The sequence below is a fragment of the Synechococcus sp. R55.4 genome (assembly GCF_047461935.1).
Classification (GTDB): Bacteria; Cyanobacteriota; Cyanobacteriia; order Thermostichales; family Thermostichaceae; genus Thermostichus.
The window spans coordinates 1-25,933 of the sequence record NZ_JANSIF010000007.1; the positions used below are offsets into that span (position 1 = coordinate 1).

Annotated in this window: 30 protein-coding genes, 1 pseudogene and 1 riboswitch; of the genes and pseudogenes, 18 read left to right on the forward strand and 13 right to left on the reverse strand. The window is 57.8% G+C overall.

Annotated elements, in window-relative coordinates; genetic code table 11:
* A pseudogene (locus NW842_RS02760) lies at positions 1–92 on the reverse strand (IS5/IS1182 family transposase); the annotation flags it as partial.
* A 42-nt stretch (positions 93–134) separates the two neighbouring features.
* Positions 135–1,016 carry an RNA-guided endonuclease InsQ/TnpB family protein gene (locus NW842_RS02765; protein ID WP_414417422.1) on the reverse strand — a complete coding sequence of 294 codons (882 nt, stop codon included), beginning with the start codon at positions 1,014–1,016 and terminating at the stop codon, positions 135–137.
* Here NW842_RS02765 and NW842_RS02770 point away from each other — a divergent pair.
* Complete coding sequence (locus tag NW842_RS02770; RefSeq protein WP_414417423.1) at positions 1,000–1,419, forward strand: hypothetical protein; 420 nt, start codon at positions 1,000–1,002, stop codon at positions 1,417–1,419. The two genes, NW842_RS02765 and NW842_RS02770, sit on opposite strands and share 17 nt — an antisense overlap.
* Positions 1,420–1,482: 63 nt before the next feature.
* On the opposite strand, the gene ndk is transcribed toward NW842_RS02770, so the two are convergent.
* From ndk to NW842_RS02785, 3 genes are all read right to left on the reverse strand, one after another.
* Positions 1,483–1,932 (reverse strand): nucleoside-diphosphate kinase, encoded by a 450-nt coding sequence (gene ndk / locus NW842_RS02775; protein WP_011431937.1) that lies wholly within the window; start codon positions 1,930–1,932, stop codon positions 1,483–1,485.
* A gap of 87 nt (positions 1,933–2,019) precedes the next feature.
* Positions 2,020–2,691, reverse strand: coding sequence for a HupE/UreJ family protein (locus tag NW842_RS02780; RefSeq protein WP_011431938.1), 672 nt, complete (start codon positions 2,689–2,691; stop codon positions 2,020–2,022).
* A gap of 49 nt (positions 2,692–2,740) precedes the next feature.
* On the reverse strand, positions 2,741–3,253 hold the full coding sequence (locus NW842_RS02785; protein WP_011431939.1) for a hypothetical protein: 513 nt from the start codon (positions 3,251–3,253) through the stop codon (positions 2,741–2,743).
* 61 nt (positions 3,254–3,314) lie between these two features.
* Between NW842_RS02785 and NW842_RS02790 the strand changes: the two genes are divergently transcribed.
* The 7 genes from NW842_RS02790 (at position 3,315) to NW842_RS02820 (ending at position 10,179) form a co-directional block, all read left to right on the forward strand.
* On the forward strand, positions 3,315–3,668 hold the full coding sequence (locus tag NW842_RS02790; RefSeq protein WP_414329999.1) for an MGMT family protein: 354 nt from the start codon (positions 3,315–3,317) through the stop codon (positions 3,666–3,668).
* 212 nt (positions 3,669–3,880) lie between these two features.
* Positions 3,881–5,833: a bifunctional metallophosphatase/5'-nucleotidase gene (locus NW842_RS02795; RefSeq protein ID WP_414374435.1), complete on the forward strand. Its 1,953-nt coding sequence runs from the start codon at positions 3,881–3,883 to the stop codon at positions 5,831–5,833.
* A gap of 345 nt (positions 5,834–6,178) precedes the next feature.
* Positions 6,179–6,706: a hypothetical protein gene (locus NW842_RS02800; protein WP_011431942.1), complete on the forward strand. Its 528-nt coding sequence runs from the start codon at positions 6,179–6,181 to the stop codon at positions 6,704–6,706.
* Positions 6,707–6,757: 51 nt separating this feature from the next.
* Positions 6,758–7,222, forward strand: coding sequence for a GUN4 domain-containing protein (locus tag NW842_RS02805; RefSeq protein ID WP_414417424.1), 465 nt, complete (start codon positions 6,758–6,760; stop codon positions 7,220–7,222).
* Between the two features lie 40 nt (positions 7,223–7,262).
* Positions 7,263–8,000 (forward strand): DUF1995 family protein, encoded by a 738-nt coding sequence (locus tag NW842_RS02810; RefSeq protein ID WP_414374411.1) that lies wholly within the window; start codon positions 7,263–7,265, stop codon positions 7,998–8,000.
* 112 nt (positions 8,001–8,112) lie between these two features.
* Positions 8,113–8,213: riboswitch (TPP riboswitch) on the forward strand.
* A 5-nt stretch (positions 8,214–8,218) separates the two neighbouring features.
* A complete protein-coding gene (thiC, locus tag NW842_RS02815; RefSeq protein ID WP_414417425.1) occupies positions 8,219–9,586 on the forward strand; it encodes a phosphomethylpyrimidine synthase ThiC in 1,368 nt (455 codons plus the stop codon).
* Between the two features lie 206 nt (positions 9,587–9,792).
* The gene (locus NW842_RS02820; RefSeq protein ID WP_414406412.1) at positions 9,793–10,179 is read left to right on the forward strand and encodes a VOC family protein; all 387 of its coding nucleotides are present in this window, start codon (positions 9,793–9,795) and stop codon (positions 10,177–10,179) included.
* Positions 10,180–10,317: 138 nt separating this feature from the next.
* On the opposite strand, the gene psbM is transcribed toward NW842_RS02820, so the two are convergent.
* Positions 10,318–10,425: a photosystem II reaction center protein PsbM gene (gene psbM, locus NW842_RS02825; protein ID WP_071818137.1), complete on the reverse strand. Its 108-nt coding sequence runs from the start codon at positions 10,423–10,425 to the stop codon at positions 10,318–10,320.
* 86 nt (positions 10,426–10,511) lie between these two features.
* Positions 10,512–10,808, reverse strand: coding sequence for a 2Fe-2S iron-sulfur cluster-binding protein (locus NW842_RS02830; protein WP_414350488.1), 297 nt, complete (start codon positions 10,806–10,808; stop codon positions 10,512–10,514).
* Between the two features lie 360 nt (positions 10,809–11,168).
* Between NW842_RS02830 and psbB the strand changes: the two genes are divergently transcribed.
* The 3 genes from psbB to NW842_RS02845 all read left to right on the forward strand — a co-directional run bounded on the left by psbB (position 11,169) and on the right by NW842_RS02845 (position 13,735).
* Positions 11,169–12,701, forward strand: a complete 1,533-nt coding sequence (gene psbB / locus NW842_RS02835) for a photosystem II chlorophyll-binding protein CP47 (RefSeq protein ID WP_414350489.1) — start codon at positions 11,169–11,171, stop codon at positions 12,699–12,701.
* 125 nt (positions 12,702–12,826) lie between these two features.
* Entirely contained in the window at positions 12,827–12,925 is a 99-nt protein-coding gene (locus NW842_RS02840; protein ID WP_011431949.1) for a photosystem II reaction center protein T, read from the forward strand.
* A gap of 399 nt (positions 12,926–13,324) precedes the next feature.
* Positions 13,325–13,735: a response regulator gene (locus NW842_RS02845; protein ID WP_414330017.1), complete on the forward strand. Its 411-nt coding sequence runs from the start codon at positions 13,325–13,327 to the stop codon at positions 13,733–13,735.
* Positions 13,736–13,765: 30 nt separating this feature from the next.
* On the opposite strand, the gene purQ is transcribed toward NW842_RS02845, so the two are convergent.
* Together purQ and purS are read right to left on the reverse strand one after the other, a co-directional pair.
* Positions 13,766–14,443 (reverse strand): phosphoribosylformylglycinamidine synthase subunit PurQ, encoded by a 678-nt coding sequence (purQ, locus tag NW842_RS02850; RefSeq protein ID WP_414417426.1) that lies wholly within the window; start codon positions 14,441–14,443, stop codon positions 13,766–13,768.
* Between the two features lie 115 nt (positions 14,444–14,558).
* The gene (gene purS / locus NW842_RS02855) at positions 14,559–14,816 is read right to left on the reverse strand and encodes a phosphoribosylformylglycinamidine synthase subunit PurS (RefSeq protein ID WP_011431952.1); all 258 of its coding nucleotides are present in this window, start codon (positions 14,814–14,816) and stop codon (positions 14,559–14,561) included.
* Between the two features lie 62 nt (positions 14,817–14,878).
* Here purS and NW842_RS02860 point away from each other — a divergent pair, with 62 nt between their 5' ends.
* On the forward strand, positions 14,879–15,652 hold the full coding sequence (locus NW842_RS02860; protein ID WP_414350495.1) for an ABC transporter permease: 774 nt from the start codon (positions 14,879–14,881) through the stop codon (positions 15,650–15,652).
* 16 nt (positions 15,653–15,668) lie between these two features.
* Positions 15,669–16,397: a 2-phosphosulfolactate phosphatase family protein gene (locus NW842_RS02865; RefSeq protein ID WP_414417451.1), complete on the forward strand. Its 729-nt coding sequence runs from the start codon at positions 15,669–15,671 to the stop codon at positions 16,395–16,397.
* A 136-nt stretch (positions 16,398–16,533) separates the two neighbouring features.
* Here NW842_RS02865 and NW842_RS02870 read toward each other — a convergent pair whose 3' ends face one another.
* On the reverse strand, positions 16,534–16,818 hold the full coding sequence (locus NW842_RS02870; RefSeq protein ID WP_011431955.1) for a hypothetical protein: 285 nt from the start codon (positions 16,816–16,818) through the stop codon (positions 16,534–16,536).
* 228 nt (positions 16,819–17,046) lie between these two features.
* Here NW842_RS02870 and argC point away from each other — a divergent pair, with 228 nt between their 5' ends.
* The 4 genes from argC to NW842_RS02890 all read left to right on the forward strand — a co-directional run bounded on the left by argC (position 17,047) and on the right by NW842_RS02890 (position 22,469).
* Positions 17,047–18,153 carry an N-acetyl-gamma-glutamyl-phosphate reductase gene (gene argC / locus NW842_RS02875; protein WP_011431956.1) on the forward strand — a complete coding sequence of 369 codons (1,107 nt, stop codon included), beginning with the start codon at positions 17,047–17,049 and terminating at the stop codon, positions 18,151–18,153.
* A 38-nt stretch (positions 18,154–18,191) separates the two neighbouring features.
* Positions 18,192–19,658 (forward strand): hypothetical protein, encoded by a 1,467-nt coding sequence (locus NW842_RS02880; protein ID WP_414374417.1) that lies wholly within the window; start codon positions 18,192–18,194, stop codon positions 19,656–19,658.
* Positions 19,659–19,957: 299 nt separating this feature from the next.
* On the forward strand, positions 19,958–21,400 hold the full coding sequence (murD, locus tag NW842_RS02885) for a UDP-N-acetylmuramoyl-L-alanine--D-glutamate ligase (protein WP_414417427.1): 1,443 nt from the start codon (positions 19,958–19,960) through the stop codon (positions 21,398–21,400).
* On the forward strand, positions 21,345–22,469 hold the full coding sequence (locus tag NW842_RS02890) for an FtsW/RodA/SpoVE family cell cycle protein (RefSeq protein ID WP_414417428.1): 1,125 nt from the start codon (positions 21,345–21,347) through the stop codon (positions 22,467–22,469). Before murD ends, NW842_RS02890 begins: the two co-directional genes overlap by 56 nt.
* Positions 22,470–22,585: 116 nt before the next feature.
* Here the strand turns inward: NW842_RS02890 and NW842_RS02895 are convergent, their stop codons facing one another.
* Both NW842_RS02895 and NW842_RS02900 read right to left on the reverse strand, forming a co-directional pair.
* Positions 22,586–22,780 (reverse strand): hypothetical protein, encoded by a 195-nt coding sequence (locus NW842_RS02895; protein WP_414417429.1) that lies wholly within the window; start codon positions 22,778–22,780, stop codon positions 22,586–22,588.
* A 115-nt stretch (positions 22,781–22,895) separates the two neighbouring features.
* Positions 22,896–23,519, reverse strand: a complete 624-nt coding sequence (locus NW842_RS02900) for a hypothetical protein (protein WP_414355331.1) — start codon at positions 23,517–23,519, stop codon at positions 22,896–22,898.
* Between the two features lie 345 nt (positions 23,520–23,864).
* On the opposite strand from NW842_RS02900, the gene NW842_RS02905 reads away from it, so the two are divergent.
* A complete protein-coding gene (locus tag NW842_RS02905; protein ID WP_011431964.1) occupies positions 23,865–24,044 on the forward strand; it encodes a hypothetical protein in 180 nt (59 codons plus the stop codon).
* 191 nt (positions 24,045–24,235) lie between these two features.
* Here NW842_RS02905 and NW842_RS02910 read toward each other — a convergent pair whose 3' ends face one another.
* Positions 24,236–25,822, reverse strand: a complete 1,587-nt coding sequence (locus NW842_RS02910) for an NAD(P)H-quinone oxidoreductase subunit 4 (protein WP_414417430.1) — start codon at positions 25,820–25,822, stop codon at positions 24,236–24,238.
* Between the last annotated feature and the right edge of the window lie 111 nt (positions 25,823–25,933).

Below are 25,933 nucleotides of genomic sequence, written 5' to 3' on the forward strand. Positions count from 1 at the left end.
TTTGCTTCTTTCCCAATGTTAACTCTCTCTTCTGTCTGTAAAAAAGCCAATATCTTCTGCCATTTGTTTTCATCTAAGAAAACCAACTTCATCCTCTTTCCTCTATAAATTATTCTCTCTATCCTAACATAAGATCAACACGACCTAGCATCATGAATGGATTTGGCTAGGTGGTGATTCTTGACTAGGTTCTTCACCTGCAAGTCTTCATACGCCACAACATCGTGAGATGCCACCACGCACCGGGCCTGCTTGATTGCCCAGTCTCTACGCTGGCGCTGGACCTTCAGGTGTACTTTGCCTAGTCGTTTTCTTTGTTGGTGGTGGTTCTGGGATTGGGATTTTGCCCCTTTCCTGAACTTCCGACTTAATCTGCGCTGGTGCTGCTTTAACCTCCTTTCGCTGCGTCTGAGAAACTTTGGACACTCCAGCTTGTTGCCGTGCTGGTCAGTGTAAAAACTCGCCAAGCCCAAATCAATGCCAATCACGCCACCGGTGTACCTGCCAGGTTCCTTGCGCTCGACGTCCAAGCAAAACTGGGCGTAATACCCGTCTGCTCGACGTATCACCCGCACCCGACTGATCTTGGATTCAAGAATCAACCGCCTTGCCTCTCCGTTGCAGTACAAGGCAAATGTTCCTGCGTTGAAGCCGTCGGTGAACGTGATGGACATGCCGTCAGGAGACAGCTTCCAGCCGGACAGCTTGTACTCGACCGACCGACAGTTCTTCTTGAACTGCGGATAGCCTTTCCTTGGCTCTTTGTTCTTGCAACGGCGGTAGAAGTTGGAGAGGGCAGACCAAGCTCTTTCGGCACTAGCTTGACGGGCGGCAGAATTGAGCTGGCGGGCGAAGGGGAACTCTTTGGCCAAGTCCTTGCAGAGGGAATACAGAACCGCTTTGGTCGCGCCCCGGTTATCCATCCAGTACCGCAGACACTTGTTTTGCACAAACTGCGTAGTGCGAATGGCTTCATCCAGAGCTTGGTACTGCTCTGCTGTGCCGTATGTTCTCAAAGAAATCGAGGGATATTACATCTCTGGGTACGGCTCGGGCGGTGATCGACCAGACAAGAAGCTGGAACTGGTGCCCGGTGCTGTCGAGGAAGCCCATAGATATCTCGCTGGACAGCCAGAGACGAGAGAACGCTTTGAGCGTGTCAGCGACCTCGTGGAGGGCTTTGAGTCGCCCTATGGTCTAGAATTGCTGGCTACTGTCCACTGGATCGTGACTCGTGGGCACCCTTCTACGACGGCAGAGTTGGTGGAAAGCTTCTACGCCTGGGGAGATAGAAAACAACAATTCAGTAGCAAACAGATCCTGCTTGCCGCTCGAGTTTTGGCAGAGAAGGGGTGGTTCAAGGCACTTCCAACAGAGCCGCTTGCGGCCAGCCGAAGCCAGTTCGAAACACGGCCCTAGCGCTCTGCACTACTTCCGGTCTGGAACCTGCGAACACGACTACCCCTTGCCTGCAGCAAGTACCTACTCATAAATCCAGCTTTGGGCAACCGGTGTCCAGCTCACCAATTCCGACTCATCGAACCAAAGGGCGATCTCCCGCTGCGCGGTTTCAACTCCATCGGAGCCGTGAATGAGGTTGCGGCCAATGTCGATGCCAAAATCGCCGCGAATGGTGCCCGGTTCTGCCTCCAGGGGGTTGGTCTTGCCGATGAGCTTACGGGCGGCAGCAATCACCCCTTTGCCCTGCCAGACCATAGCCACCACCGGCCCCGAGGTAATGAACTTCACCAAACTGTGGAAGAAGGGGCGCTCCTTGTGTTCGGCGTAATGGGCTTCCGCCAGCTCTTGGCTCACTTGCACCAGCTTCAGGCCCACCAATTGGTAGCCCCGGCTCTCCAGGCGCTGGATGATGGTGCCCACCAGCCCCCGCTGCACGCCGTCTGGCTTGATGGCAATAAAGGTGCGCTCCATGGGATCTCCCCTCGTTTTACAGATCTTCACCGCTATCCTTGTACCGGATCGGGGATCCCGAGCGCAAGGGAGCAAAATTAGCGCTTTTTACGCGCCCACCACTGCCAAGGTCAGGAAGGCAGCCCCCACCACTGTAATCGCCCAGCCGGCCCAGCGAGTTAAGCCAGGGATCCGCAACCCCCAGCGTTCTGCTGCCCAAAGGGCCAGGAGAGCTACCCCATACTGGACGGTGCTCAACCCCAGTAGATATCCCACCCAAGGCATGGGTTGGGCGCCGATAATGGTTTCGGCGTAGGCATAGCCATGGAATAGCCCCGCCAGGGATCCCCCTATTAGCAAGAGCCAACTTGGGATCTGCCGCGGTTGCACCAGCAGCAAGCCGAAGAGAACCACGGAAGAGGCAATGGCCAGCTCCGTCAGTCCCAGGGGATCCCAGCCGGCCAGGTGGATCCCAGTGCCCACCAGACCCGCTAGCACAAAGCCCAGCGGGATCCCGTAGCGCCAGGGCTGCCCCGCCGCCACAAGACCGATGGCCACGACGAAGGCCAGGTGATCCAAGCCAATGACAGGGTGAGCCAGCCCGGAGAGAAATCCCTCCCAGGCCGTTGCAGGCAGTTTCCCTCCCAGGGCGTGGTGGGCAAAAGCCGGCGAAAAAAACCCCGTAACTGCCAGTGCACCCCCAGCAGCGGCAAAGCTGGGGATCCCTTCCTTCCGCCACCGCCCAAGCGGCGATGGGACTTGCTGCCACAGCCAAGACATGCTTTTGGACCTCCCTGAGTTCTCTCAATAGCTGCCCAGATCTCCCAGTCTAGGGGCGCTCTCTGTACCCTTGCAGATTTTCCGGCTCAAACTGGCGCAAAATCCGCGTGGCTTCGCGGAGGCGGGTTTCGTTCTCTTCTTCCACAATGAGCACGTACTTGCCCGCAGCGAGGCGGTTGCGGTAAGCCAAAGCATCGCCGGAGCCACCAGACAAGCCCACTCCGCCGCCGACGAAAAAGCTGCCCATGGCCCCGCCCATCGCGCCCAATAGGCCGCCGATCAGGTGGTTGCCTATAGGTCCCGCCCAGGCAAAGGTATCCAAACCACTCAAAACGCTGAACCCCACCCCGGCCAAAAAGCCAAAGGGCACCAACCAAATGGCCAGGCGCCGCATCTGACGGCGGGCCGCTTGGGCCGGGTCAATCAGCCCAAACTCGTCGGCACTCTTGTAGCCTCGCCCCAGCAGATGCAATCGCTCCAGGGAAAAGCCGGCTTGTTCCAGGGCGCTGTAGGCCGCCTCAGCGGCTATGCGATCCGGCAGTACCGCGATTAAATAGCTCATGGACCCGGGGATCTAATCCGTTCCACATCTTATTGTCTGCCAAGTTTGAGCGAGGATCCCTGTGACCCAGTCTGGCTCCACTAGCGCTCCATCTACTAGCCTCTACCAGCGCTTTTACGAAGTGGTGCGGCGGATCCCGCCGGGCCGAGTGGCCACCTATGGGCAGGTGGCGCGGGTTGCCGGTTACCCCGGCTATGCTCGCCAGGTGGGCTATGCTTTGTTTCGCCTGCAAGGCCAAAACACCGACATCCCTTGGCACCGGGTGATCAACGCCCAGGGCTGCATTTCCTACTCCCCTTTTCGCCTGGGCTACGACGACCTGCAGAAAGCGCTGCTGCAAGCCGAAGGGATCCACTTCGACGCCGAGGGCCAGGTGGACTTGCAACAATTTGGCTGGGATCCAGGGGAAGTTTAACCTAGGCTTGACCTAACCTTAAACAGGTCATAGCGAAACCCCAATCCCAGCCTTGGTAACGTGAACGCGGATGCGTCCTCTCTTGTGGATGGAGTGAAGGAATTGTCATGAAACCAGCTTGCCGTGCTCGAGGGTCTGCCCCTGCCAAGAGATGGCTCCCGGATTGGCTGAACCCTCTGGCCAGGTCCCTGTGGGTCGGGTTGTGGTGTTTGGTGCTGAGCCTGGCCAGCGCCTGCGGTAGCAGCAGCTCGGTTCCCCCAACCGGCGGAGGGGCTGGGTTTATCGCCTCGGATCCCAATGTGGCTCTCTCGACTCAGCCGCCCGCTTTTACCCTGCAAATCCTACATGCCAGCGACTTGGAAGCCTCGATCGCTGCCGTACAAGATGCGCCGCGCTTCTCGGCGGTGGTGAACGCTCTGCGCCCCCAATTCCCAAATACGGTGGTGCTCTCCAGTGGGGACAACTATATCCCCAGCCCCTTCTACAACGCCAGCACGGATCGGTCTCTGCAAGGCCGTTACAACCTCACCCCTGGCAAAGCCGATATCGAGATCATCAACGCCATTGGCTTTGAGGCGGCTGCCTTCGGCAACCACGAGTTCGACCAGGGCACGCGCCAAATTCGCGACCTCATCCGGCCCGACACTGGCCGCGGCTACGCTGGGGCTCGTTTTCCCTACTTGAGCGCCAACCTCAGCTTCAGCGGTACCGGCGAATTGGCTAGCTCTGACTTTGCTGCCGATGGCCAAGAGGCCAGCTCTATCCGCGGCAAGATCGCCAAGACGGCGGTGATCACGGTAGGAGGGCAGCGGATCGGTCTGGTGGGAGCCACCACCACCCGTTTGGCGGCCATCTCTAGCCCCGGCCCCGAGGTGAGGGTAGAAGGCAGGGTGGACGATACTGACCAGGTGAGTGCCGCTCTAATCCAGGGCTTCGTCGATCAACTCACCGCTCAGGGCATCAACAAAATTATCCTCCTAGCCCATCTGCAACAGTTGCAAAACGAGGTAGCCCTGGCCAGCCAATTGCGAAATGTGGACATCATCATTGCCGGCGGATCCCACCGGGTGATCGCCAAGCCCACCGATCGCCTGCGCACTGATTTGCCCGATACCCGCACGGGTGACTACCCCATCTTGCGCTCCTCCGCCAGTGGTCAACCGGTGGCGGTGGTCAACACCGGCTCCAACTATCGCTACGTGGGCCGCCTGGTGGTCAGCTTTGACGCCAACGGGGTTATTGCCCGCATTGACCCGGTGAGCGGTGCCTATGCCACCGACGACCAAGGGGTAGCAGCTGTCAGGGGCACCCCCAATCCCGACGTAGTGCGGATAGCCAACGAAATTGGCAACATCATCCGCACCAAAGATGGCCGCACCTTCGGCTCCACCACACAATTTCTCAACGGCCTGCGGGCAGAGGTGCGCACTGAGGAAACCAACCTGGGCAACCTCACTGCCGATGCCAACTTGGCCTACGCCAGAACGGTCGATCCTTCTACGGTTATCTCCCTGAAAAATGGCGGTGGCATTCGCGCTCCCATTGGGGCTACCACCGGCGGCGGCGGCGGTGAGCCGGTGCGGCGCATCCCACCGGTGGCTAACCCTGAAGCCGGCAAGCAGTCCGGTCAAATCTCTCAGCTGGACATCGAAACGGCCCTTGCTTTTAACAACGGCCTCTCTCTGTTGACTGTTACCGCTGAGGAACTGAAGCAGATAGTGGAACACGGGGTGGCGCAAACCCAGCCGGGAGCTACGCCGGGCCGCTTCCCCCAAATTGGCGGCTTTGCCTTTAGCTTTGATCCCTCGCGGCCACCGGGATCCCGCGTCCTCTCCTTGCGGGTGGATACGCCCACAGGTCGGGATGTGGTGGTGCGCAACGGCCAAGTGCAAGGGGATCCCAGACGCACCTTCCGCCTGGTGACCCTGGACTTCTTGGCCAACGGTGGGGATGACTATCCCTTCCCTCGCCTGTCCAACCCCAACCGGGTGAACTTGGCCCCCAGTTCCGGCATCACCTTCGATACCCCCGGCAGCGAGCAAGATGCCTTGGCTCGGTATTTGCGGCAGATCGGCGTGTTCACCGAACCGGACACCCCGCCGGCCCAGGATACCCGCATCCAGAACCTGTCGGCCCGCCCAGATACGGTGCTGCAAGGTCTGTAGATTGGGTTAACAGACTGGGGCAGATTGGTCCAGAGGAGTGGTAATCCGGTGCCGGGCTTCCTTCTTGCCAAAGGGGAGATTGGCTTGGATGAGTTGCCTCAGCAGCGTGCCGGAGAAATGTCTTGAGCTTTTTAGGAAGGGATCCCTGGCCAGTGTCAAGGATCCCTTTTCTTTTTCCTACTCCTATCCCTGCTGGTGTTACTTGGCAACGTTTACCGGGGTGCCCAGGCGGGCCGTGAACCTTGCGGGCATTGCCCACAATAGGTGGATTTGTATACGGATTGAATTGCTTCCTCAAGGAGGAATCATTACCATCAAGGGTGACGTTCGCTCCTTTTGCTGTTCATGACTCTGGAGACGTTTTTTACCCAGCTCAACGCCAATGGCTTAGCCATTGCGCTTTTGCTCTTTGCCACCCCTTGGGTGGTTTGGGTTCTCTGCGACTGGATCCCAGGCCAATGGGAGGAACCTTTTTTGCTCAGCTTAAGTATCGGCTTGGGAGCGGTAACTCTTGTCCTCTGGGCGGGCTACTTGGCCTATGCCACCAACACCGCCGGCTGGCAGGCGGTGGTGAAGCAGGCGGATATGTTCTTGCTGCTGGTGCCTCCCTGGACTTTTCTTAGCTCCATCTGGGTGGCGCGGCAGCGCATGCCTCTCTCGCGGGTGCCGGCTTTTCGCACCTTGCAAGGGATCGGCATTTTGGCGGCAGTCTATCTTATTTTTTCTTGGCTCAGTCGCCGGGTTTATCTTGTCTTTTTTTCCTACATGCCCTTTTCGGCTTTCTTGTGGATCCTGGCAGGGCTGTTGGGGGTGGCGTACATCGGCTATCGCATCATCTTCGGGGATCCGCCCAAGTACCCGCCTGAAACCTGAGGGGACGGACAGCAGGGACTAAAATCAAGGGAGACCTTTTGCAACTTGGCAATGGTGACCGTCCCTCTGACTTCAGCCCTGAATATCGACTATCGTCCTCTGCAGGAGCTGTTATCGGCGGGAGCCTGGCTGGAGGCGGATCGGCTGAGCCTACAACTGCTATGTCGGGCGGCGGGAGAGGGGGCAATGCGGCGGGGCTGGCTGTATTTTTCTGAGGTGAGCCGGATTCCGGTGGAGGATTTGCGAACGATTGATCACCTGTGGCGAGTGGCCTCTGGGGATCGCTTTGGCTACTCTGTGCAGCGACAATTGTGGTTGGGGGTGAATCGCAACTGGGAGCGCCTTTGGCCCCTCATCGGCTGGAAACAGGGCTACCACTGGACTCGCTACCCTGACGAGTTCATCTGGGATCTCTCCGCCCCCAAGGGCCACCTGCCCCTTTCCAACCAACTGCGGGGGGTGCGGGTTCTGGAGGAGTTGCTCACCCACAAGGCTTGGGAAGAAGTGTCTGGCTGAGCATCCCTGGTTACTGGCTGAATCATAATTGGACTAGACTGTGGCCGAGCAACTGCAACTAACCCAATTTCCCAACTTGCCCATCGACCTGGCCCAGGCCTGTGAGCAGGCCATCCAGGCTACACGGCTGGCTATGCAAGCAGGATATCGCCGCCTGCTCATTGAGATCCTGGCTCCTGAGATTAAACCGGAAATCTTGGCCCGTCCGTTTTTGGAGCTGCTGCAACCGCCTGCTTTGGTGCTATTCAGCGATGCCGGCGGAGCGGCTCTGGCGCAGCGGGAATGGGGATCCCTACCCGAAGGGATCGAATTGCAGAGCCTGACTTCCCGCACTCAACCTACCCCAGAACAGAGCATCCTGCTGGTGATGCCCGCGGTTTACAGCTTGGATCAGGTGGAGCGGGTTTGCCAAGCGGTCAGTGGCGGGGATCCCTCTGGGCTGGCTTCCAAAGGACGGGATCCCAAACCCGTCGTGCTGCTCAACCCCCAATTGCAGGATGCCGCCACCGTGGGTGTGGGTCTGGCCGGTCGCCGTCTGCGCCAGCGGTTTCTGAGCACCTTCGAGACCAGCTACTACCTGCGCTCATTGGTGGAGGGAGCCCTGTTTCGCGCCTATCCGGATCCCTGGAGCGTGTGGCAGCAGGAAGAGCCCGGCCTCTACAGCGTCTTGAAGACTTTTATTGCCCAGCCCACCGGCGAGGAAGTGGCCGAACTGTTCAGGGCCAGCAAGGGAAAGGATCCCTGGTGGAGCTGGCGGCGCTGGCTGGGATCCCTGTGAGGGTCAGGATCTCATGGGGAGAGAGGCCAGGGGTGAGGGTTAGTACTATCTCAAACTCTTTTAATAAAGACTATAAAGCTCCCCGCCTCATCTCTATTTCGGTGATATGATCACACCACGCTAGGAGTGTCTGGGGATTATCCCCAGGCTGAGATTACATCCTCAGAACCTGATCTGGTTCATACCAGCGTAGGAAAGCGAGCACTGGAGTTGACAACATGCGCAGCGAATGGGTTGCCCGTCGCCGTGGGCAAGCAAATGTAACGCAGATGCACTTTGCCCGTCAGGGCGTGATTACCGAAGAGATGGAGTATGTGGCCCAGCGGGAAAACCTGCCGGCGGAACTGATCCGCTCGGAAGTGGCCCGGGGTCGCATGATCATCCCTGCCAACATCCATCACACCAACCTGGAGCCGATGTGCATTGGGATCGCTTCCCGGTGCAAAGTCAATGCCAACATTGGCGCTTCCCCTACTTCTTCCGGCTTGGCCGAAGAGCTGGAAAAGCTGAAATTGGCCATCAAATACGGCGCCGATACCGTTATGGATCTGTCCACCGGCGGGGGCGATTTGGATGAAATTCGCACAGCCATTATCCAAGCTTCTCCAGTGCCCATTGGCACGGTGCCCATCTACCAAGCCCTAGAAAGTGTGCACGGCAACGTCGAAAAACTTTCTGCAGAAGACATCTTGCATGTTATCGAAAAACAGGCCCAGCAGGGGGTGGACTACATGACCATCCATGCCGGGATCCTGATCGAATATCTGCCGTTGGTGCGCCATCGCCTGACGGGAATTGTTTCCCGTGGAGGTGGGATCCTAGCCCGCTGGATGTTGGCCCACCACAAACAAAATCCTCTCTATACCCACTTCCGCGATATTATTGAGATTTTCAAGAAATACGATGTTTCTTTCAGTTTGGGAGATTCTTTGCGACCGGGATGCTTGCACGATGCTTCTGATGAAGCACAACTGGCGGAGTTGAAAACCCTGGGCCAGTTGACCCGCATGGCTTGGGAGCACGATGTGCAGGTCATGGTGGAAGGGCCCGGCCACGTGCCGATGGATCAAATTGAATTCAACGTGCGCAAGCAAATGGAAGAGTGCGATGAGGCTCCCTTCTATGTTTTGGGACCTCTGGTAACCGATATTGCGGCAGGCTATGACCACATCAGCTCCGCCATTGGAGCAGCCTTAGCCGGTTGGTACGGGGCAGCCATGCTTTGCTATGTCACCCCCAAAGAGCACCTGGGTTTGCCCAATGCAGAGGACGTGCGCAACGGCTTAATTGCCTATAAAATTGCCGCCCATGCTGCCGACATTGCCCGTCACCGGCCTGGGGCCAGGGATCGCGATGATGAGATGTCCAGAGCTCGCTATAACTTCGACTGGAACCGACAATTTGAACTGTCTTTGGATCCGGAGCGAGCTCGAGAATATCACGACGAGACCTTGCCAGCAGATATCTACAAAACGGCAGAGTTCTGCTCCATGTGTGGGCCAAAGTTTTGCCCCATGCAAACCAAAATGGATGCAGAGGCTTTGAGTGAGCTGGAGCGGTTCTTGGCCGCGCAGCCAACAGGATAAGTCTTGGTTCATCCCCAATCCAATGGGTTGAAACCATCTTCTGTCCTGCCTATGGACTGGATTGGGATCCCAGCCTCAAGCTGTCAAAAAGTTGGGTCTAAAGTTCTGTCCTACCGCAGGGATCCCTGCCCTTTGCGGCGGGGAGTGTGTCAAGCTGATCTGTAGAAGAACCATTGCAGTTGGCTCACTTGAGCACAGAGGATGACATGGCACTTAGACAACTCGGGCATGTCGCCATCCGGGTAGAAGACATCCCCAAGGCGGTGGAGTTCTACCAAAAGCTGGGCATGGTTAACGTCTGGCAGGATCCCGACTGGGCCTACATGAAGGCAGGAGAGGATGGGCTGGCGCTATTGGGGCCAGGCTACCGCGCGGCAGGGCCTCACTTTGGCTTTGTCTTCGACAGCATAGAGGAGCTCCAGCAAGAACACCAACGCCTGAAATCCCAAGGGATCCCGGTAGGGGCCATTCACACCCACAGGGATGGCACGGCCTCTTTCTACGGCAAGGATCCCGACGGCAACCTGTTTGAGTTTTTGTATGAGCCTGCGGGAACCTTCGACCAAGCCAAGGCAGCCCAAGCCACAGCTTGACTTAGCACCTTGAGGGCGCTCCCCCAAGTACTCTCAGTTTGTCCAACGCAAAGGGATCCTCTTGTACACAGGGGATCCCCTTTTTGACCAGCTTTAGGAATACCCCTTGCCCAATTTGAATCGGCAGGAGCTGCCCACTCAGTCGCCAGATCTGCTGGAGGTTTGCACGTACAAAATCACCAGGAAGATGGCGGGCACCAGAACAACTAAGAGGGTGGCCAAGATGCCCAGGTAGTTCGTCTCCATAACTCACAAATGCCACAAGCCCAACTGGCAGTCAGCATACCACTCTGAGGTGCGACTTGCCCAAAGGGAAAACAGGCGGGCCAAGGCTAGGGCTTTGTTTTGACGGAAACATCCCCCAGCACTTTGGTCTGGCAGGCAAGGCGGTAGCTATCGGGCTTGCGCTTGAGCTTGCGGTTTTCTGCCTCGGTGCGAGGGGAGAGATGCTCGGATCCCTCGACAATCTCCACCACACAGGTGCCACATTGGCCGTTGCCGCCGCAGTTGAGCAGCTTGGCCATCATTTTGTAGAGATCGATCTGGTTTTCCAGAGCCTTCAGGCGCAGGTTAGCGCCTTCAGCGACGAAGATCTCTCGGTTCTCGTTGACGAAGCGGATCGTTGCCATACCCCTGCCAGAAACCACGACACCTTTCAGACTGAGCCAGGAGAGTGCTCACAGTTGCTAAGTATTGTAACATTTTAAGTCATATTTTTAATCTCTGGCGAGAGATCTGGGATGATGATGCCTAAAGTGAGACGGCATCCTGCCTGAAGCCACTCAGGTCGGTAGCGTTTCGTTATACTGTTTGATGCCCGTGATGGAAATTCTGAGAGCGATATCCTCTTGGGTGCGCTCAGGGGTTCAAGCGGGTGCGGCACCCCTCGACTCTGAAGAAACTGCTCAGGTCAGGATCCCAGGTAAGATGTCGGCTTAATTTTGACTGGATATCGCGCAAGTGTTGGAGAACGTGGAGGACCGAGCTTTATGGGACTACCGTGGTATCGGGTCCATACGGTTGTACTGAATGACCCAGGTCGCCTAATCGCGGTTCACCTGATGCATACTGCTCTGGTAGCAGGTTGGGCCGGATCAATGGCGCTTTATGAGACGGCCATTTTCGATCCATCGGATCCTGTCCTAAATCCGATGTGGCGTCAGGGCATGTTTGTCATGCCATTTATGGTTCGCCTGGGGGTGGTCAACTCCTGGGGCGGTTGGAATATCTACGGCGAGAGCGTAGCCAATGCGGGCTTCTGGACGTTTGAAGGGGTAGCCACTGCCCATATCGTTTTGTCCGGATTGCTCTTCTTGGCGGCCTGCTGGCACTGGGTGTACTGGGATCTGGAGCTGTTCCGGGATCCCCGCACCGGCGAGCCGGCTTTGGATCTGCCGAAAATATTTGGGATCCACCTGCTGTTGGCCGGGATCCTCTGCTTTGGGTTTGGCGCCTTTCACCTGACGGGGGTATTTGGCCCGGGGATGTGGGTGAGCGATCCCTATGCGACGACGGGACACGTCCAGCCGGTAGCACCGGAATGGGGGCCAGCCGGTTTTAACCCCTACAACGCCGGAGGGGTGGTGGCCCACCACATTGCTGCAGGCATCGTGGGCATCATTGCAGGTCTATTTCACATCACGGTACGCCCACCCCAGCGCCTCTATCGCGCTCTGCGAATGGGGAACATCGAGACGGTGCTTTCCAGCTCGATTGCGGCGGTGTTTTTTGCCGGTTTTGTGGTGGCCGGAACCATGTGGTACGGCAGCGCCACCACTCCTGTGGAGCTATTTGGCCCCACCCGCTACCAATGGGATTCTGGCTATTTCAACCAGGAGATTAACCGCCGGGTAAATGCGGCCATGGAAGCCGGGATGACCCGCAGTCAGGCCTACAACTCCCTGCCCAAATCTTTGCTCTTCTACGACTACGTGGGCAACAGCCCGGCCAAGGGGGGACTGTTCCGAGCTGGCCCCATGAACAAAGGGGATGGCATTGCCATCGAGTGGCTGGGCTACCCAGTGTTCCGTGACCGCGAAGGGCGCGAGCTGACGGTGCAGCGGATGCCCAATTTCTTCGAAACCTTCCCGGTTATTCTGCGGGATGCCGATGGCGTGGTGCGGGCAGACATTCCCTTCCGTCGGGCGGAGTCTCGCTATAGCTTTGAGCAGGTGGGCGTGACGGTGGAGTTTTACGGCGGCAAGCTGGACGGTCAGGTGTTTACCGACCCGGCAACCGTCAAGAAATATGCCCGCCAGGCCCAGTTGGGTCAGTTGTTTGAGTTCGACCGAGAAACCCCCAAGGCGGACGGCACCTTCCACACCAGCCCCCGCGGTTGGTTTACCTTTGCTCACGCGGTCTTTGCCCTGCTGTTCTTCTTTGGCCACATCTGGCACGGCGCTCGCACTCTCTTCCGCGATGTGTTCGCCGGTATTGACCCCAATATGAGCGAGGAAATGGTGGAGTTCGGCGTCTTCCAGAAAGTAGGGGATCCCACCACTCGCAAGGTTCAGGAAGCCTAGAGCCCTTTTCGGCGATGCCGTCGGCACTCTGCTTCACTTTGGAGATGGGGTGCTGGCGGCTCTGAGTTAATCTGGAATCAAGCCCCCCTTAGCAATCCTTAGCAATTCTGACTTGGAGGTTTCGTATGGAAGCCATCACCTACACCTTTATCCTGTTTTTGACGTTGGGCCTTTTATTTTTCGCAGTTGCCTTTCGGGAAACTCCGAGAATTACCAAGAAGTAACCTAGGGTAATGGCTGCCGTTCCTGTCGCGTCGGGCTCAAGCAAAGCAGAGGGAAAGTCAATCTCCTTTGATGCCTGTGGTTTAGGTTTACTTCTGGATGGGGCCGGAGCTCTCTCCGGCTTTCCTATTTGCGGTTGGGTAGCGGCAACTCGGAATGGAGTGATTCCAAAATAAGATTCCAAAATAAATAGTCAAGTAGCGGCAACCTGAGGATCCTTCCTTTTGGGAGAGGAGGGGGGAGTTCTCAGAGCTACTGAGACCCTTTTCGGTACTCTTCAGTACTCTGTAGGAGAACGCTTGTCCTACTGCTCAAATTGAACTCGCTAAGGATGCCTTAGGATGGCTTTTGGGATCCCAGAGACAGCTTAGCTTGGGTTCAGATTCAAGATTGGGTTAACGATGGCAACAGTGCTGCTGGTGGAAGATGATCCGATCAACGCCCGTGTTTTTGAGAAGGTGTTGCGACGGCGGGGAGGTTTTGAGGTCTTTCACAGCCAGGATGTGGAGCAGATTTTGAAGCTGGCCCAGGGGCACGAGGTGGATGTCATTTTGTTGGATGTTTCCCTGTCCCAGAGCACCTTTCGCGGCGAGGCGGTGGACGGGATCCGCATTGCCCAACTGTTGAAGGCGGATCCGAAAAGCAGCTCCATCCCCATCATTTTGGTGACGGCCCATGCGATGCGCGGCGACCGCGAGGCATTTTTGGCCCAGAGCGGGGCGGATGGTTATATCGCCAAGCCAGTGGTGGATCACGAGGAGATGGTGAATCAAGTTCGCCAGGTGTTGTCTCAAGGGCCGAGGCAGGAGTGAGCTGTCCCGGAGAAGAATGGAGAAGAAGAATTAGGCGGCGAAGCTGTGCAAAATCGACTGCCAGAAGGGGATCCCATCCTGCCCTGGCAAATCAGGATCTGCTGCCCGCTCAGGGTGGGGCATTAAACCCAGAATCCGACCGCTGGGATCGCAAATGCCGGCGATGTTGTCCACAGAGCCGTTGTGCGCAACCGGAGCATAGCGAAAGACGATCTGCCCTTGATCCTGCAACTGCTTGAGGGTATCCGGATCACAGGTGTAGCGGCCTTCCCCATGGGCGATGGGCAGGGTTAAGGTGGATCCCTGGGGATACGCGCTTGTCCAGGGGAGATCCTGCCGTTCTACACGGATCCCCACTCGGTCGCAGATAAAGTGCAGGTTGGCATTGCGCACCAGTGCCCCCCGCAGCAGTCCTGCCTCTGTCAAGATCTGAAAGCCATTGCAAATGCCCAGCACATAGCCCCCTCGCGCCGCGTGCTCCTTCAGGGATCCCATCACCGGAGCAAAACGAGCGATGGCCCCACAACGCAAATAATCCCCATAGCTGAAGCCCCCCGGCAGCACCACCACATCCAGCTCCGACAAATCCGTCTCTCGGTGCCAGATCAGCCGCGTTGGGCAGCCCAAGAGGCCGCGGGTTACCCAGGCTACATCTCGGTCGCAGTTGGAACCCGGAAAAACAACAACGCCAAACCTCACGCCAGCCATTGGGATCCCTTAAGTGAGAGGAAAGAAGATGGTCAGATTAGAGGGATGGAAGAGGGGTTGGGGGTATTTTTGGAATGGCCATCAGATCAACCCCAAATCGCGTGAACCCATCAAATTAACCACCGATGGCAGCCACTTGGATTTGATAAGTCTCAATCACCGGGTTGGCCAGCAGTTGATGGCACAGCTCATCCACCTGGCGGTGGGCGGTCTCGGCGTCGGGGGCCTCTAGCTGCAGTTGGATATGCTTGCCAATGCGCACCTGCTGTACCTGGGTATGCCCCAGCTGATGCAAGCTGGACTGAACCGCAGCCCCGGCGGGATCGAGAACAGAGGGGCGTAGGTGAATCTGAATCTGGGCCTGGAACTGCATAGAATAAAGGCTGGATCTGTTACCAGTGTATCAGTCGGATCATCACAGCTTTGGGTTCAGTCATGGATGCGTCGCGCGTGGTGGCCATTGCCCACAACGTTTTCCGGGAAACGATTCGGGATCGGATTCTCTACCTGGTGATGGTATTTGCGGTGGCCATGCTGGGAGCCGCTGTTTTGATCCCGCAGGTGGCCAACCAGGCCCACAACAAAATCATTGCCGACCTGGGGTTGGCAGCCATTCACTTCTTCGGCCTGATCGTGGCCATTTTCGTGGGCACAGGGCTGGTGAATAAGGAGATCGAAAAACGCACAGTCTATGTGCTGATCGCCAAACCCATGAGCCGGGCAGAGTTCATTGTCGGCAAGCATCTAGGCCTATCGGCGCTGCTGTCGGTGCTGGTGCTGCTGATGACGGTTGTGTTTCTGCTGAGCTTGCTGCTGGTGCAGGCCCCGATCCCCCTTTTGGCCATTCTCTGGGCAACAGTCTTCACTTTCTTAGAGCTGGTGCTGATTGTTGCCGCAGCCCTGCTGTTCGGGGTTTTCACTTCCTCGATTCTGGCCACCCTCTACACCATTGCCCTGTTCCTGATGGGCCATGCCAGCCGCGCCCTGCTGCAACTGAGCAAGCTGGTGAAAGATGCCGGATTTGGCAAACTGTTTGAGGTGATTTATTTGATCCTGCCGGATTTGGAGCGCCTCAATTTGAGAGATGCTGCGGTTTACGGCCAAGTTCCGCCCCCAGCAGAACTTCTCGGAGATGCACTGTACGGCTTGGTTTACACCCTTTTGCTGCTGATTCTGGCAGTGTTGGTGTTCGCCCGGCGTGAGTTCTGACGTTACCTCTTCCCCCATGCGTTTTTTCCACTTCTATACGCCCGAACAGGTGCCTTCATCTGGGATCCCGGAGTGTGCGGTGGCCATTGATGTGCTGCGGGCCACCACCACCATTGCCACAGCGCTGGCAGCAGGAGCAGAAGCGGTACAGGTGTTTGCCCACCTGCAGCAGCTCCAAGAGGCAAGCCAAAACTGGCCGGCTTCCCAGCGGCTTTTGGCCGGGGAACGGGGGGGCAAAGCGGTGGCGGGGTTTGATCTGGGCAACTCCCCCCTCGACTACACTCCCGACCGCGTGCGGGACAAGCGCATCTTCCTGAGCACCACCAACGGCACGCGCAGCCTACAGCGCCTGGAAGGGATCCCAGTGGTGATTACAGCAGCCCTGGTGAACTTGGGAGCCGTGGTGGATTTTCTCAGACGGGGCTCCTTTGCCGAGGTGTGGCTGGTGGGATCCGGGTGGGAAGGGGCCTTTTCGCTGGAAGATACTGCCTGTGCCGGGGCTATCCTGCATCGCCTGGGCTGCTCTTTGAACCAGTTGGGCAACGACGAGACCTTGGCGGCCTTGGCCCTCTACCAAACTTGGCAGGACGATCTGCTGGGTTTGTTGAGACGCTCTAGCCACGGGCAACGGCTATTGGGTCTGGGGCCGGAAAACGATAAGGATCTGGCCTACTGTGCCGATCTGGATCGTCTCTCGGTGGTGCCCCGACAGGTTCAGCCAGGGGTTTTGGCCAGTGGCGGGTAGATTTTGGACAGGTGGAGCGACCTGTGGATCCCACCACCCTCTGAGCTGGAAGTAGGCGGCCATTGTCAGCATGGGCTGGATCTCAACAGGCCGGGCGTAGGCTTTGGGATCCTTCCACGCCAGATATGGTCTTCGGCTAACCTGCTTGTGCCGTGTCGGGAGCGATGCCCAGCGCTTTCTGGTGCAGCCACGCCTGCCATTCTCCTGGGATCAGCTTGTTGTTAAACGCATCGCCAGAAACAAACATATCCCGCTGATTCTGGGCCAACACAAAAATGGAGCGGCGATCGAAATGGGAAGTGAGCTTGTAGAGGGTGTAGGGGCCTTCTGAGTAGAGGGTCAGAGTTTCCTGATCCAGGCCATGGCGGCTGCTTTGGCCATAGGCCCGCAAGACCATGTTGATCAATCGCTCATAGTGCATAGACCGCAGATTAGAAAGCTACACAGAACATAGACAGATATTACGGAAGCCGCTGCCAAGGCCCGAGCGGCTCAGGTGAACCCAGCATAACAAATCCCCCTGGATGGCCACGCAACGCTAACGCGAATGAAAACGCGAATGGACAAGATGCAGCGTCAAATGCAGCAGAAAAATGCGGTAGAACTTAAGGCAAGCCATCACGCAACCCTCTTGCACAGGCAACCCCCCATGGCCAACATGGCGCCCCGCCCACCCCACCCCACAGAGCCTGTCCGCATTGGCATTGTCGGCGCTTCCGGCTACGGAGGGGTGCAGTTGGTGCGGTTACTGAGCGAGCATCCCGGCGTGCAGATCACCTACCTGGCCGGGCAAGACAGTGCCGGCAAGCGCTACGGGGATCTCTATCCCCAGTTGGCCCAGGCCGTGGATCTGACCGTTCAGCCGGTAGAGGTGGATCGTATTGCCGCCAACAGCGATGTGGTGTTTTTGTCTCTCCCCAATGGGCTGGCTGCCGAGCTGGCCCCGCCCTTGCTGGCCAAAGGGTGCAAAGTCTTGGATTTGTCGGCAGATTACCGCTTTCGCAACCTGGCCACCTACCAATCTTGGTACCGCATGGGTCAGACGGATCCCAACTGGCCCAGCCCTGCCTATCGCCAGGCCAATGAGCAGGCGGTCTATGGGTTGCCGGAACTTTACCGCGAGGCGATTGCCCAAGCCCAACTGGTAGGCTGTCCCGGCTGCTATCCCACTGCCTCGTTGTTGGCGGTTGCCCCTCTGCTGCGGCAGGGGTTGGTGGAGCTGGACAGCCTCATTTTCGATGCCAAATCCGGCGTTTCGGGGGCAGGTCGTACCCCCAAGGTGGGATCCCTGTTTGCCGAAGTGGACGGCTCTCTGGCAGCCTATGGAGTGGCCCAGCACCGCCATACGCCCGAGATCGAGCAAGCCTGCACCGACCTGACCCACACCCCCATCACCGTGCAATTTACGCCCCATCTGGTGCCCATGGTGCGGGGGATCCACGTCACGTTGTATGCCACCCTGCGGGATCCCGGCTTTGTGGGGGAAGATTTGCTCACCATTTACAACGCTTTCTATCGCCAATCTCCCTGGGTGAAGGTGCTGCCGCGGGGGGTCTACCCGCAAACCAAATGGGTCTCCGGCACCAACACCTGCATGATCGGGGTGGAGGTGGACAGCCGCACCAACCGCGTTATCGTCCTGTCGGTGATCGATAACCTGATGAAAGGGCAAGCCGGGCAGGCAGTGCAGTGTCTCAACCTGATGATGGGATGGCCGGAAACGTTGGGTTTGCCTCGGCTGGCGTTTTACCCCTAGCTATAATGCCCGTGATCCCCTTGAAGCGGATTCTGTCCATGTCTGAACCCCTGAATCCCCCTTTCCATTCCGAGCCCCAAAACGCCTCGCCCAGCTCAAAGGTTGCCTCAGATGCCGTCAATGGCGCTGCTGAGGGCCTGAACTGGGAGGAGCTGTGGCGGCAGCTGGAAGCGGGCTGGCAGGATCTACCCCGTCGCTCCGAAGAGACGGTGCAACAGACCCTGGCTCGCCTGCAACTGGAGTGGGGCGGGCTGTGCCGAGAGGCGCGGGATCGGCTGCAAAGCGCTCTGGAACAGTCGAGAACGGCGGGATCCCCAGAGCCCATCCACCGAGAGCTGCAAGCGCTCTTGCCCCTGCTTAACCCCTGCCAATGGGAAGTGGTCATCGGCTCTTTGCGGCAGGCTGCGGATCGCGCCTGGGTGGCCAGCTTGCTGTATCACGGCTTGCAGGAAGCGGCCTATCCAGAGGCGGAAAGCCACGGGATCCCTTCTTGGGCTCAGACGCTAACCTCTGACCAACGCTCTGCTCTAGAGGCGATGAGTGCCCGTGCCTATGGCAACAGCCGCCTGCCTCTCGTGGTCGCGACAGCGGTGCAGAGCAACATGGACAAAGCCGGCCAGATCCAGGTGAAAGCCTCAGCCGCCTTGTTGGCCGCCTTGATCGCCATCGAGATCGGCAGTGTGGGTTCGGCAGGTGCCTTGTCCTTGCTGGGCACACCGGAGCTGCGCAAGCTCTTGAATGCCGAGGGCAAGCTGCGGCGAACTGGCTTAAAACAGGGACGAACTGCCCTCACAGAAGAAGAATGGCAAACGCTGCGCCGTTGGCTGGATCCCAAGGGATCTCCTCCCGACTGGTATCTCAATCTCACTCAAGTGGGGATCCAGACCACCCAAGTGGGGGACTATGCGGCACGGCGGCTGCGGGAGTTTTTCCAGAGTGAGTGGATTAAGCTCGTGATCCCCCCCTTGTATCACCTGGTCATCGATGCAGTGCGGCTGCTGACGGGAGAAGTGTTTCTCAGCGTGGGCACCACCCTGGAATCGGCTTTGGAATCGGCAGAGGCAGAGCGGCGACTGGAGTTGGTGCTACAAGCCTTGCCCCAAGCGCGGAATATTCCCAGACCCAACCAGATCCAGGCTGCCATCCCTGCTGTGGTGGAAGCTGCCGAGAAAATCCTCAGACCCCTGCTGGCCCGCCAGTTAATGACGGTGGCGGACATCTTCGATCCGCCCATTCGCAACGAGAGCCTAAATGAATTGGGGCGGCAGCTCAACCTCTGGAACCCCTTCCAGTTTTTGCTCACCTGGAGCACGGCCGGCTGGCTGGAGGCCCTTCTGGATCAGATCAGCGAGTTGCAGCAGACCTACCCAGAAATGCCCCTGTGGGAGAGCTATCGCCAGGGCCTTGAAACGGCAGTGCAAGCTCCACGGGTGATGGATCAGGCGGAGGCTCTGCGTCTAACGGCCAAGAGTCTGGATCCCAAGTTGGATCCCTTGGAAGATTGAGTAGATGATGCATAGGGAAGAAAATTTCCTACAGCATCCACAAAGTGAGGCTGGCAGGCTAGGTGGAATCTTTTCTACGCCAAAGACAAATCTGCACGGGTTGTAGAGGGTGGCCGGCGGACTGGTCTCCAGCCTATTCCCAAGTTAGCCATCCAGGCGGCTAGGAAAACTCCATCCACTCCACCAACTGGTTACCCCCATAAGCAAGGGGAGTGTCGAACAAAAACATGCGGGTCAAGGACGTGACCGGTAAGATCCAAGCAGGGATCCCCAAATAAAGAAACGAAGTAGAAACCAACGTGCAACATCAAGTTTTGGGGTTAGGCATTGCGGGGCTGGCGGCAGCGCGACTGTTGCGGGCCCAGGGCTATGAAGTGCTGGTTTGGGATGAGCAAGATTCCCCTCTTCTCAGACAGCGGCAGGCTGAGCTCAATCAAGAAGGGATCCCGGTTCGGCTGGGGCAGCCTTTTCAACTGGCCGAAGGGGTGAAGCAGGTGGTGGTCAGTCCAGGCATTGCTTGGGATCACCCGCTGCTGCAGGCGGTGCGTCAACAGGGAATCCCGGTGGTGGGGGAGGCGGAGCTGGCCTGGATCTATCTTGACCACCTACCCTGGGTGGGGATCACCGGCACCAACGGCAAAAGCACCACCACAGCTCTGGTGGCGGAAATGTTCAAGGCGGCGGGGCTGCAAGGGATCCCCTGCGGCAACATCGGCCTGCCCCTGTCGCAGGTGGCTTTGGCAACGCTCCAGGGAAAGCTCAAGCCGGATTGGATCGTGGCGGAGCTGAGCAGCTACCAGTTGGAGGCCAGTAGCCGCCTCATGAGCAGTACTCCTGGAGGGCCGCCGCGCATTGGGGTGTGGACCACCTTCACTCCCGATCACCTAGAACGGCATGGGACGCTGGAGCGCTATGCCAGCTTCAAGGCTCGCCTTTTGGATCGGGCCCAGTGGCGGGTGCTCAACGGCGAGGATCCCTACCTGTGCCGCCGCCGGCAGGACTGGGAAAATACCTATTGGACTTCCCTTGTTGCTACCCAAGGCTGTTGTGACCGGGATCCCACCGCAACCCTTGACCTGCGGGAAAACCGCCTCTACATCCAGGGGGAGATGGTGGCGGAGCTGGAGGACTTTGCAGAACGCTGCCCTGGCCAACACAATCTGCAAAACCTGCTCTTGGCGGCGGCAGCAGCGCGTCTGGCCGGGATCCCCAACGCTGCCATTCAAAAAGCCATCCGATCTTTTGCCGGCATGCCCCATCGACTGGAGCGGGTGGCGCAAATCCAGGTGGGATCCACCCCTATCCGCTTTGTCAACGACAGCAAGGCCACCAACTACGAGGCCGGCTGGGTGGCGCTCAACGCCCTTTCCCCACCCATTATTCTGATTGCCGGAGGAAGGGCTAAGCAGGGGGATCCCGGCGCCTGGTTGCGGTTGATTCGGGCCAAGGTGGCCCGCGTGGTGCTGATGGGGGAGTCTGCCCCAGCCCTGGCGGAGGCCCTCCAGGGGATCCACTATACTGACGTTGAGCTCGTGCCAACCCTAGATGTAGCGGTGGAAAGAGCCTTTGCAGCGGCTTGTTCCCTTTTGCGTCAAGCTCAGAGCTTGGGGAAGCCCGCTCAACCCATCACCATTTTGCTGTCCCCCGCCTGTGCCAGTTTTGACCAGTACTCCAGCTTTGAACACCGTGGCAACCATTTCCGAGCCTGCTGCCAAGCCCTCCAGGGATCCCTGGAATGCTGAAGCTCGCTGGCTGCGCTGGCTCACCTTGATCTGGCTGGTGCTGGGGCTGATGATGCTGTTTTCCGCTTCCTACCCGGTGGCTCAGCGGATCACTGGCGATGGCCTCTACTTTTTCAAGCGGCAATTGCTCTGGGCCGGGTTGGGTCTGGGTTGCTTCTGGGTTCTGGTGCGGATCCCATTGCGGCGCTGGTTCCCCTGGGCCGGGATCCTCTGCTTGCTGGGAGTTGGCTTGGTGTGGGCCACCCAGGTGCCGGGATTGGGGGTTTCCCGCCTGGAGGCCAGCCGCTGGCTGGATTTGAAGGTGATCCCTGTTATCCAGCCTTCAGAATTGCTCAAGCCCCTGTTGGTCTTGCAGGGATCCTGGATCTTTGGCCGCTGGTTTCACCATCCTCCCTGGTTCCGCATCCTCTGGGTGGTTATCTTCGCCTTTGCGCTCTTGGGGATCCTCGCCCAGCCCAACCTGGGCACCACGGCCATCTGCGGCCTCACCCTCTGGGTCATGGCTTGGACTGCCGGGATCCCAGCTTTCACCCTTTTGGCCACAGCGGGGCTGGGGATTCTGGCGGCTGTGGTGAGCATTCTCAGCAAAGATTACCAACGGCGGCGCATCCTGGCCTTTTTGGATCCCTGGGGTAACGCCCAAGGGGATGGCTATCAGTTGGTGCAAAGCCTGTTGGCCATTGGCTCCGGCGGCCTGTGGGGCAAGGGATATGGCCTCTCCCAGCAAAAGCTGTTCTACCTGCCCATCCAATACACCGACTTTATCTTCTCGGTGTACGCAGAGGAGTTTGGCTTGGCCGGATCCCTGTTCTTTCTGGGGTTGCTGACCTTCTACACTCTGCTGGGCTGGCGGGTGATGGGGCGCTGTCGGGAGTTGACCATTCGCTTAGTAGCCTGCGGCTGCCTGATGTTTCTGGTGGGTCAGTCACTGATGAACATCGGCGTGGTCACTGGGATTTTGCCCACCACAGGCGTGCCCCTGCCTTTGTTCAGCCATGGGGGTAGCTCCATTCTGGCAGGGCTGATCACAGCAGGATTGTTGGTGCGGGCAGCCCGCGAAGCAAGATGATAGGGATCCTTTCACCCAAGCAGCAAACCCAGAGGGCCAGGGATCCCTATTGGTTGGCCTCTGCTTTAGACCGGCTTCTTATGCGGCAAAATCCAGAGCTGACGTTGCAACCGAGCCTAGATCCAGCCCATTTCATCCAAAACGAGGGTAAACACCGTCGCACAACAAGCCACCAACAGTGACACATGAGCCGGTTGACCGTGGGCAATGCAAACACCGGCTGCCACCGAAGCGCCCGCAGCTGCAGAAAAGGTGCGACCTGCCCAATTGCCTTTGGAGGGTTTGTCAGAAGGATTGAATTTGTTAAACATTTTTACAGCAGAAAGAGGATACAAAAGGAATAAACTTCATTAGGAAACGGCCTCAGATTATCACCCCCCGACCTGACTCAAGAAGGATCCAAGGCCATTCTCAATATTTCTTCGCTTAGGCTTCAATCTTTCGTAAAATTGCGCTGAGATGCTCATAATCATCCCGCAACAGAGAGCTCAACTGCCGACCTGCCTGTAAAAGCCAGTTGCGATCTCGGTTCAGGATTCGGTAAGTCTGGCGGATCACGGCAGCCACCAGCTCATCGGTTGGGATCCCGTTGACCCGTAGCAGGGTGCGCAAAAACTCGAAAGAGCGGCAGAACTCCCTCACTTCCGTATCGGAGCAGAGATAAACCGGCTGGTGAATCTGGGGAGGGCGTGGCGGCAAGTACTGATAGACCCGTCCCCCGCTGACAAAGCCGACAATGGCCGCGCGAAAATCGGTGCGCAACATGGCAAAAATCTGGGGCTGTTGCTCCCGCAGCTCCTGAGGGGAGAGGCCCAAAGCCCTGGCGCGGTGGACGGTGTCGATGGGGGCGATGGCGGCATAGCAAACCACCCCGTAGATTAGGTTGCCGGTCTCTTCGTCTTGGGAGCGCGTCCAACTGCCGAGAGCAGGCATGGGCGGGAAGGTCAGGCGTTCCGGCTCGAAGCACTGGGCCACAAAGGTTGTGGTGTTGGCTTCCACCACTTCTCCAAAAGCAGAGGCTGGCTGGGGAGAGATGGCCTTGGCTCTCATCGCGATCTCAGGCTCCTCAAGGGTTGCTGCTCAGAGGCCGGCGAAGGGAGGTGGAATTCAGACCCACAGACAAGTCAAGAGAAAATAGAATCTTTCTAGGTTTTAAGACTTGTGAAGATAGGGGCATCCCCTTGCCCAACATTTTGCCCCTTTTGCAACGTTTTGTCCGATCCCCGGACGGCAAATCGGCAACTCAACGGCCTATGAGATCCTCATTGCTAAGAAAGTTAGCCGATTTTGGGGATCCCTGCGTAATATATTTTTTCACACGCTCCCGCGCAAATTCGCCATCCTAAATATTAGCCATTCTAAGTATTGAGCAGTTGGCGAGCGGAGGGAGAAACAATGAATGCTCAGCAACGCGGCCAAATCATCGCTTCTGAGTGGATGATCGACAGCCAAAACCCAGTACACTCCATTTCTCGGCTCAAGCGTCGGGCGACCTACTCCGATGTAACCCTCTGGTGGTTGGTGGTGCAGCTAAACCTGATGGAACAAAACTCTATTCATACCGATCACCGATAGGATGGACGGCACAAGAACAATCGGCTGCACGAAAATCCCAGCCCAGGAACATCCCGGATCCTAAATCCAATCTTAAAACTTAAAAAAAACAAAAGAAGAGCTGAAAGTTGAGTCGGGTTGCACCTCGAACACCAGCTCTTCTGGACAGAGTAAGGAATAGAGATAAAGAAGAACCGAGTCTCGACCCCCCTTTAATCCTCCAGAGGCAAAGCCGCCACCTGAGCCGATTGCACTGGCGAGGGGAAGAAAGGCCGCTGCACAATCTCAGTTGCCAACACACTGCGCAACTGGGCAGCTACCGCCACCGTTGTGACATCGTAGGTTTGGGTAGCCAGGCGTGGGTAGAAGCCAATGCCGAGGATCGGCAACAGCAGACAGAGGGCCACCGCCATTTCCCGCGGGCGCATATCCCCCAGGTAATCTTCCAAAACTAGGCCGGGATCCTGAGCCCCGTAGAACACCTGCCGCAGCATGGAGAGCAAGTAAATGGGCGTCAAAATGATGCCCACTGCCGCCAGCAGGGCAATTCCCGCTTTGAAGGTCGGCGCATAGGCATCGCTGGTGGTCAAGCCCAAGAACACCGTCAGCTCACCCACAAATCCGCTCATCCCCGGCAGCGCCAAAGAGGCCAGGGATCCCGCCGTAAACAGGGCAAAAGCCTTCGGCATCTGCTTGGCCAACCCTCCCAACTTGTCGAGGGCAAGGGTGTGGGTGCGCTCGTAGGTGATCCCCGTCAGGAAGAACAAAACTGCAGCAATCAGACCGTGGGAGATCATTTGCAGCACTGCCCCATTGATGCCCAGCTCCGTGAAGGCGGAGATCCCGATCAACACAAAGCCCATGTGGGCGATGGATGAATAGGCCAAGCGCCGCTTGAGATGGTTCTGACCGAAGGCGGCCAACGCCCCGTAAATGATGTTCACCACACCCAACACCGCCAGCACCGGGGCGAAGTACACGTGGGCTTCCGACAACATGCCCACATTCATGCGGATCAGGCCATAGCCCCCCATCTTGAGCAGAACCCCCGCCAAGATCATGGAAATGGGAGCAGAGGCTTCGCTGTGGGCATCCGGCAGCCAGGTGTGCAGCGGGAAAATCGGCAGCTTCACCCCAAAGGCGATCAGTAAAGCCGCATAGGCCAACAGCTCCAAGGCCACCGGGTAAGACTTAGCGCTCAGCTCTGCCATCTCCAGGCTAAAGCCCTCGCCATAGAAGGCCATTGCCAGGGATCCCACCAAGATAAAAATGGAGGCGGCGGCGGTGTAGAGGATGAACTTGGTGGCGGCGTACTGGCGCTTCGGCCCACCCCAGATGGAGATGAGCAGATAGACCGGCACCAGCTCAATCTCCCACATCAGGAAGAATAGAAGCATGTCCTGCGCCAGAAATACGCCCACCTGGGCACCGTACATCAGCAGCAGCAAGAAGAAAAACAAACGCGGCTTATGGGTGAGATTCCAAGCCGCCACAATCGACAGGGTTGTGATCAAACCGGACAGCAATACCAGCGGGAAGGAGAGGCCGTCCACCGCCAGCGACCAGTGGAACCCAATTTGGGGCACCCAGGCGTAGCGCTCCGCCAGTTGCAGAGAAAAGTCCTGCAGGTCATAGTGCCGCGCAAAGACATAGGCCATCAGGCCCAAATCAAAAGCCCCCACAGCGAGGGCATACCAACGCACCCAACGGCTCTGGGGGATCAAGGGGATCCCGAAGGCTGCCAGCAGAGGCAAGAGCACCAGCACCGACAGCCAGGGAAACTCAAGAGAATTGCTCATGACCGGGAATAAATACTCATGCTCGATACCTCAATGATATGAAGCTGTGTAAACAAATGGGAAGCGATATTTACAAAAAAATCTGCGCAATAGCGCAGATCTCGAGAAGGT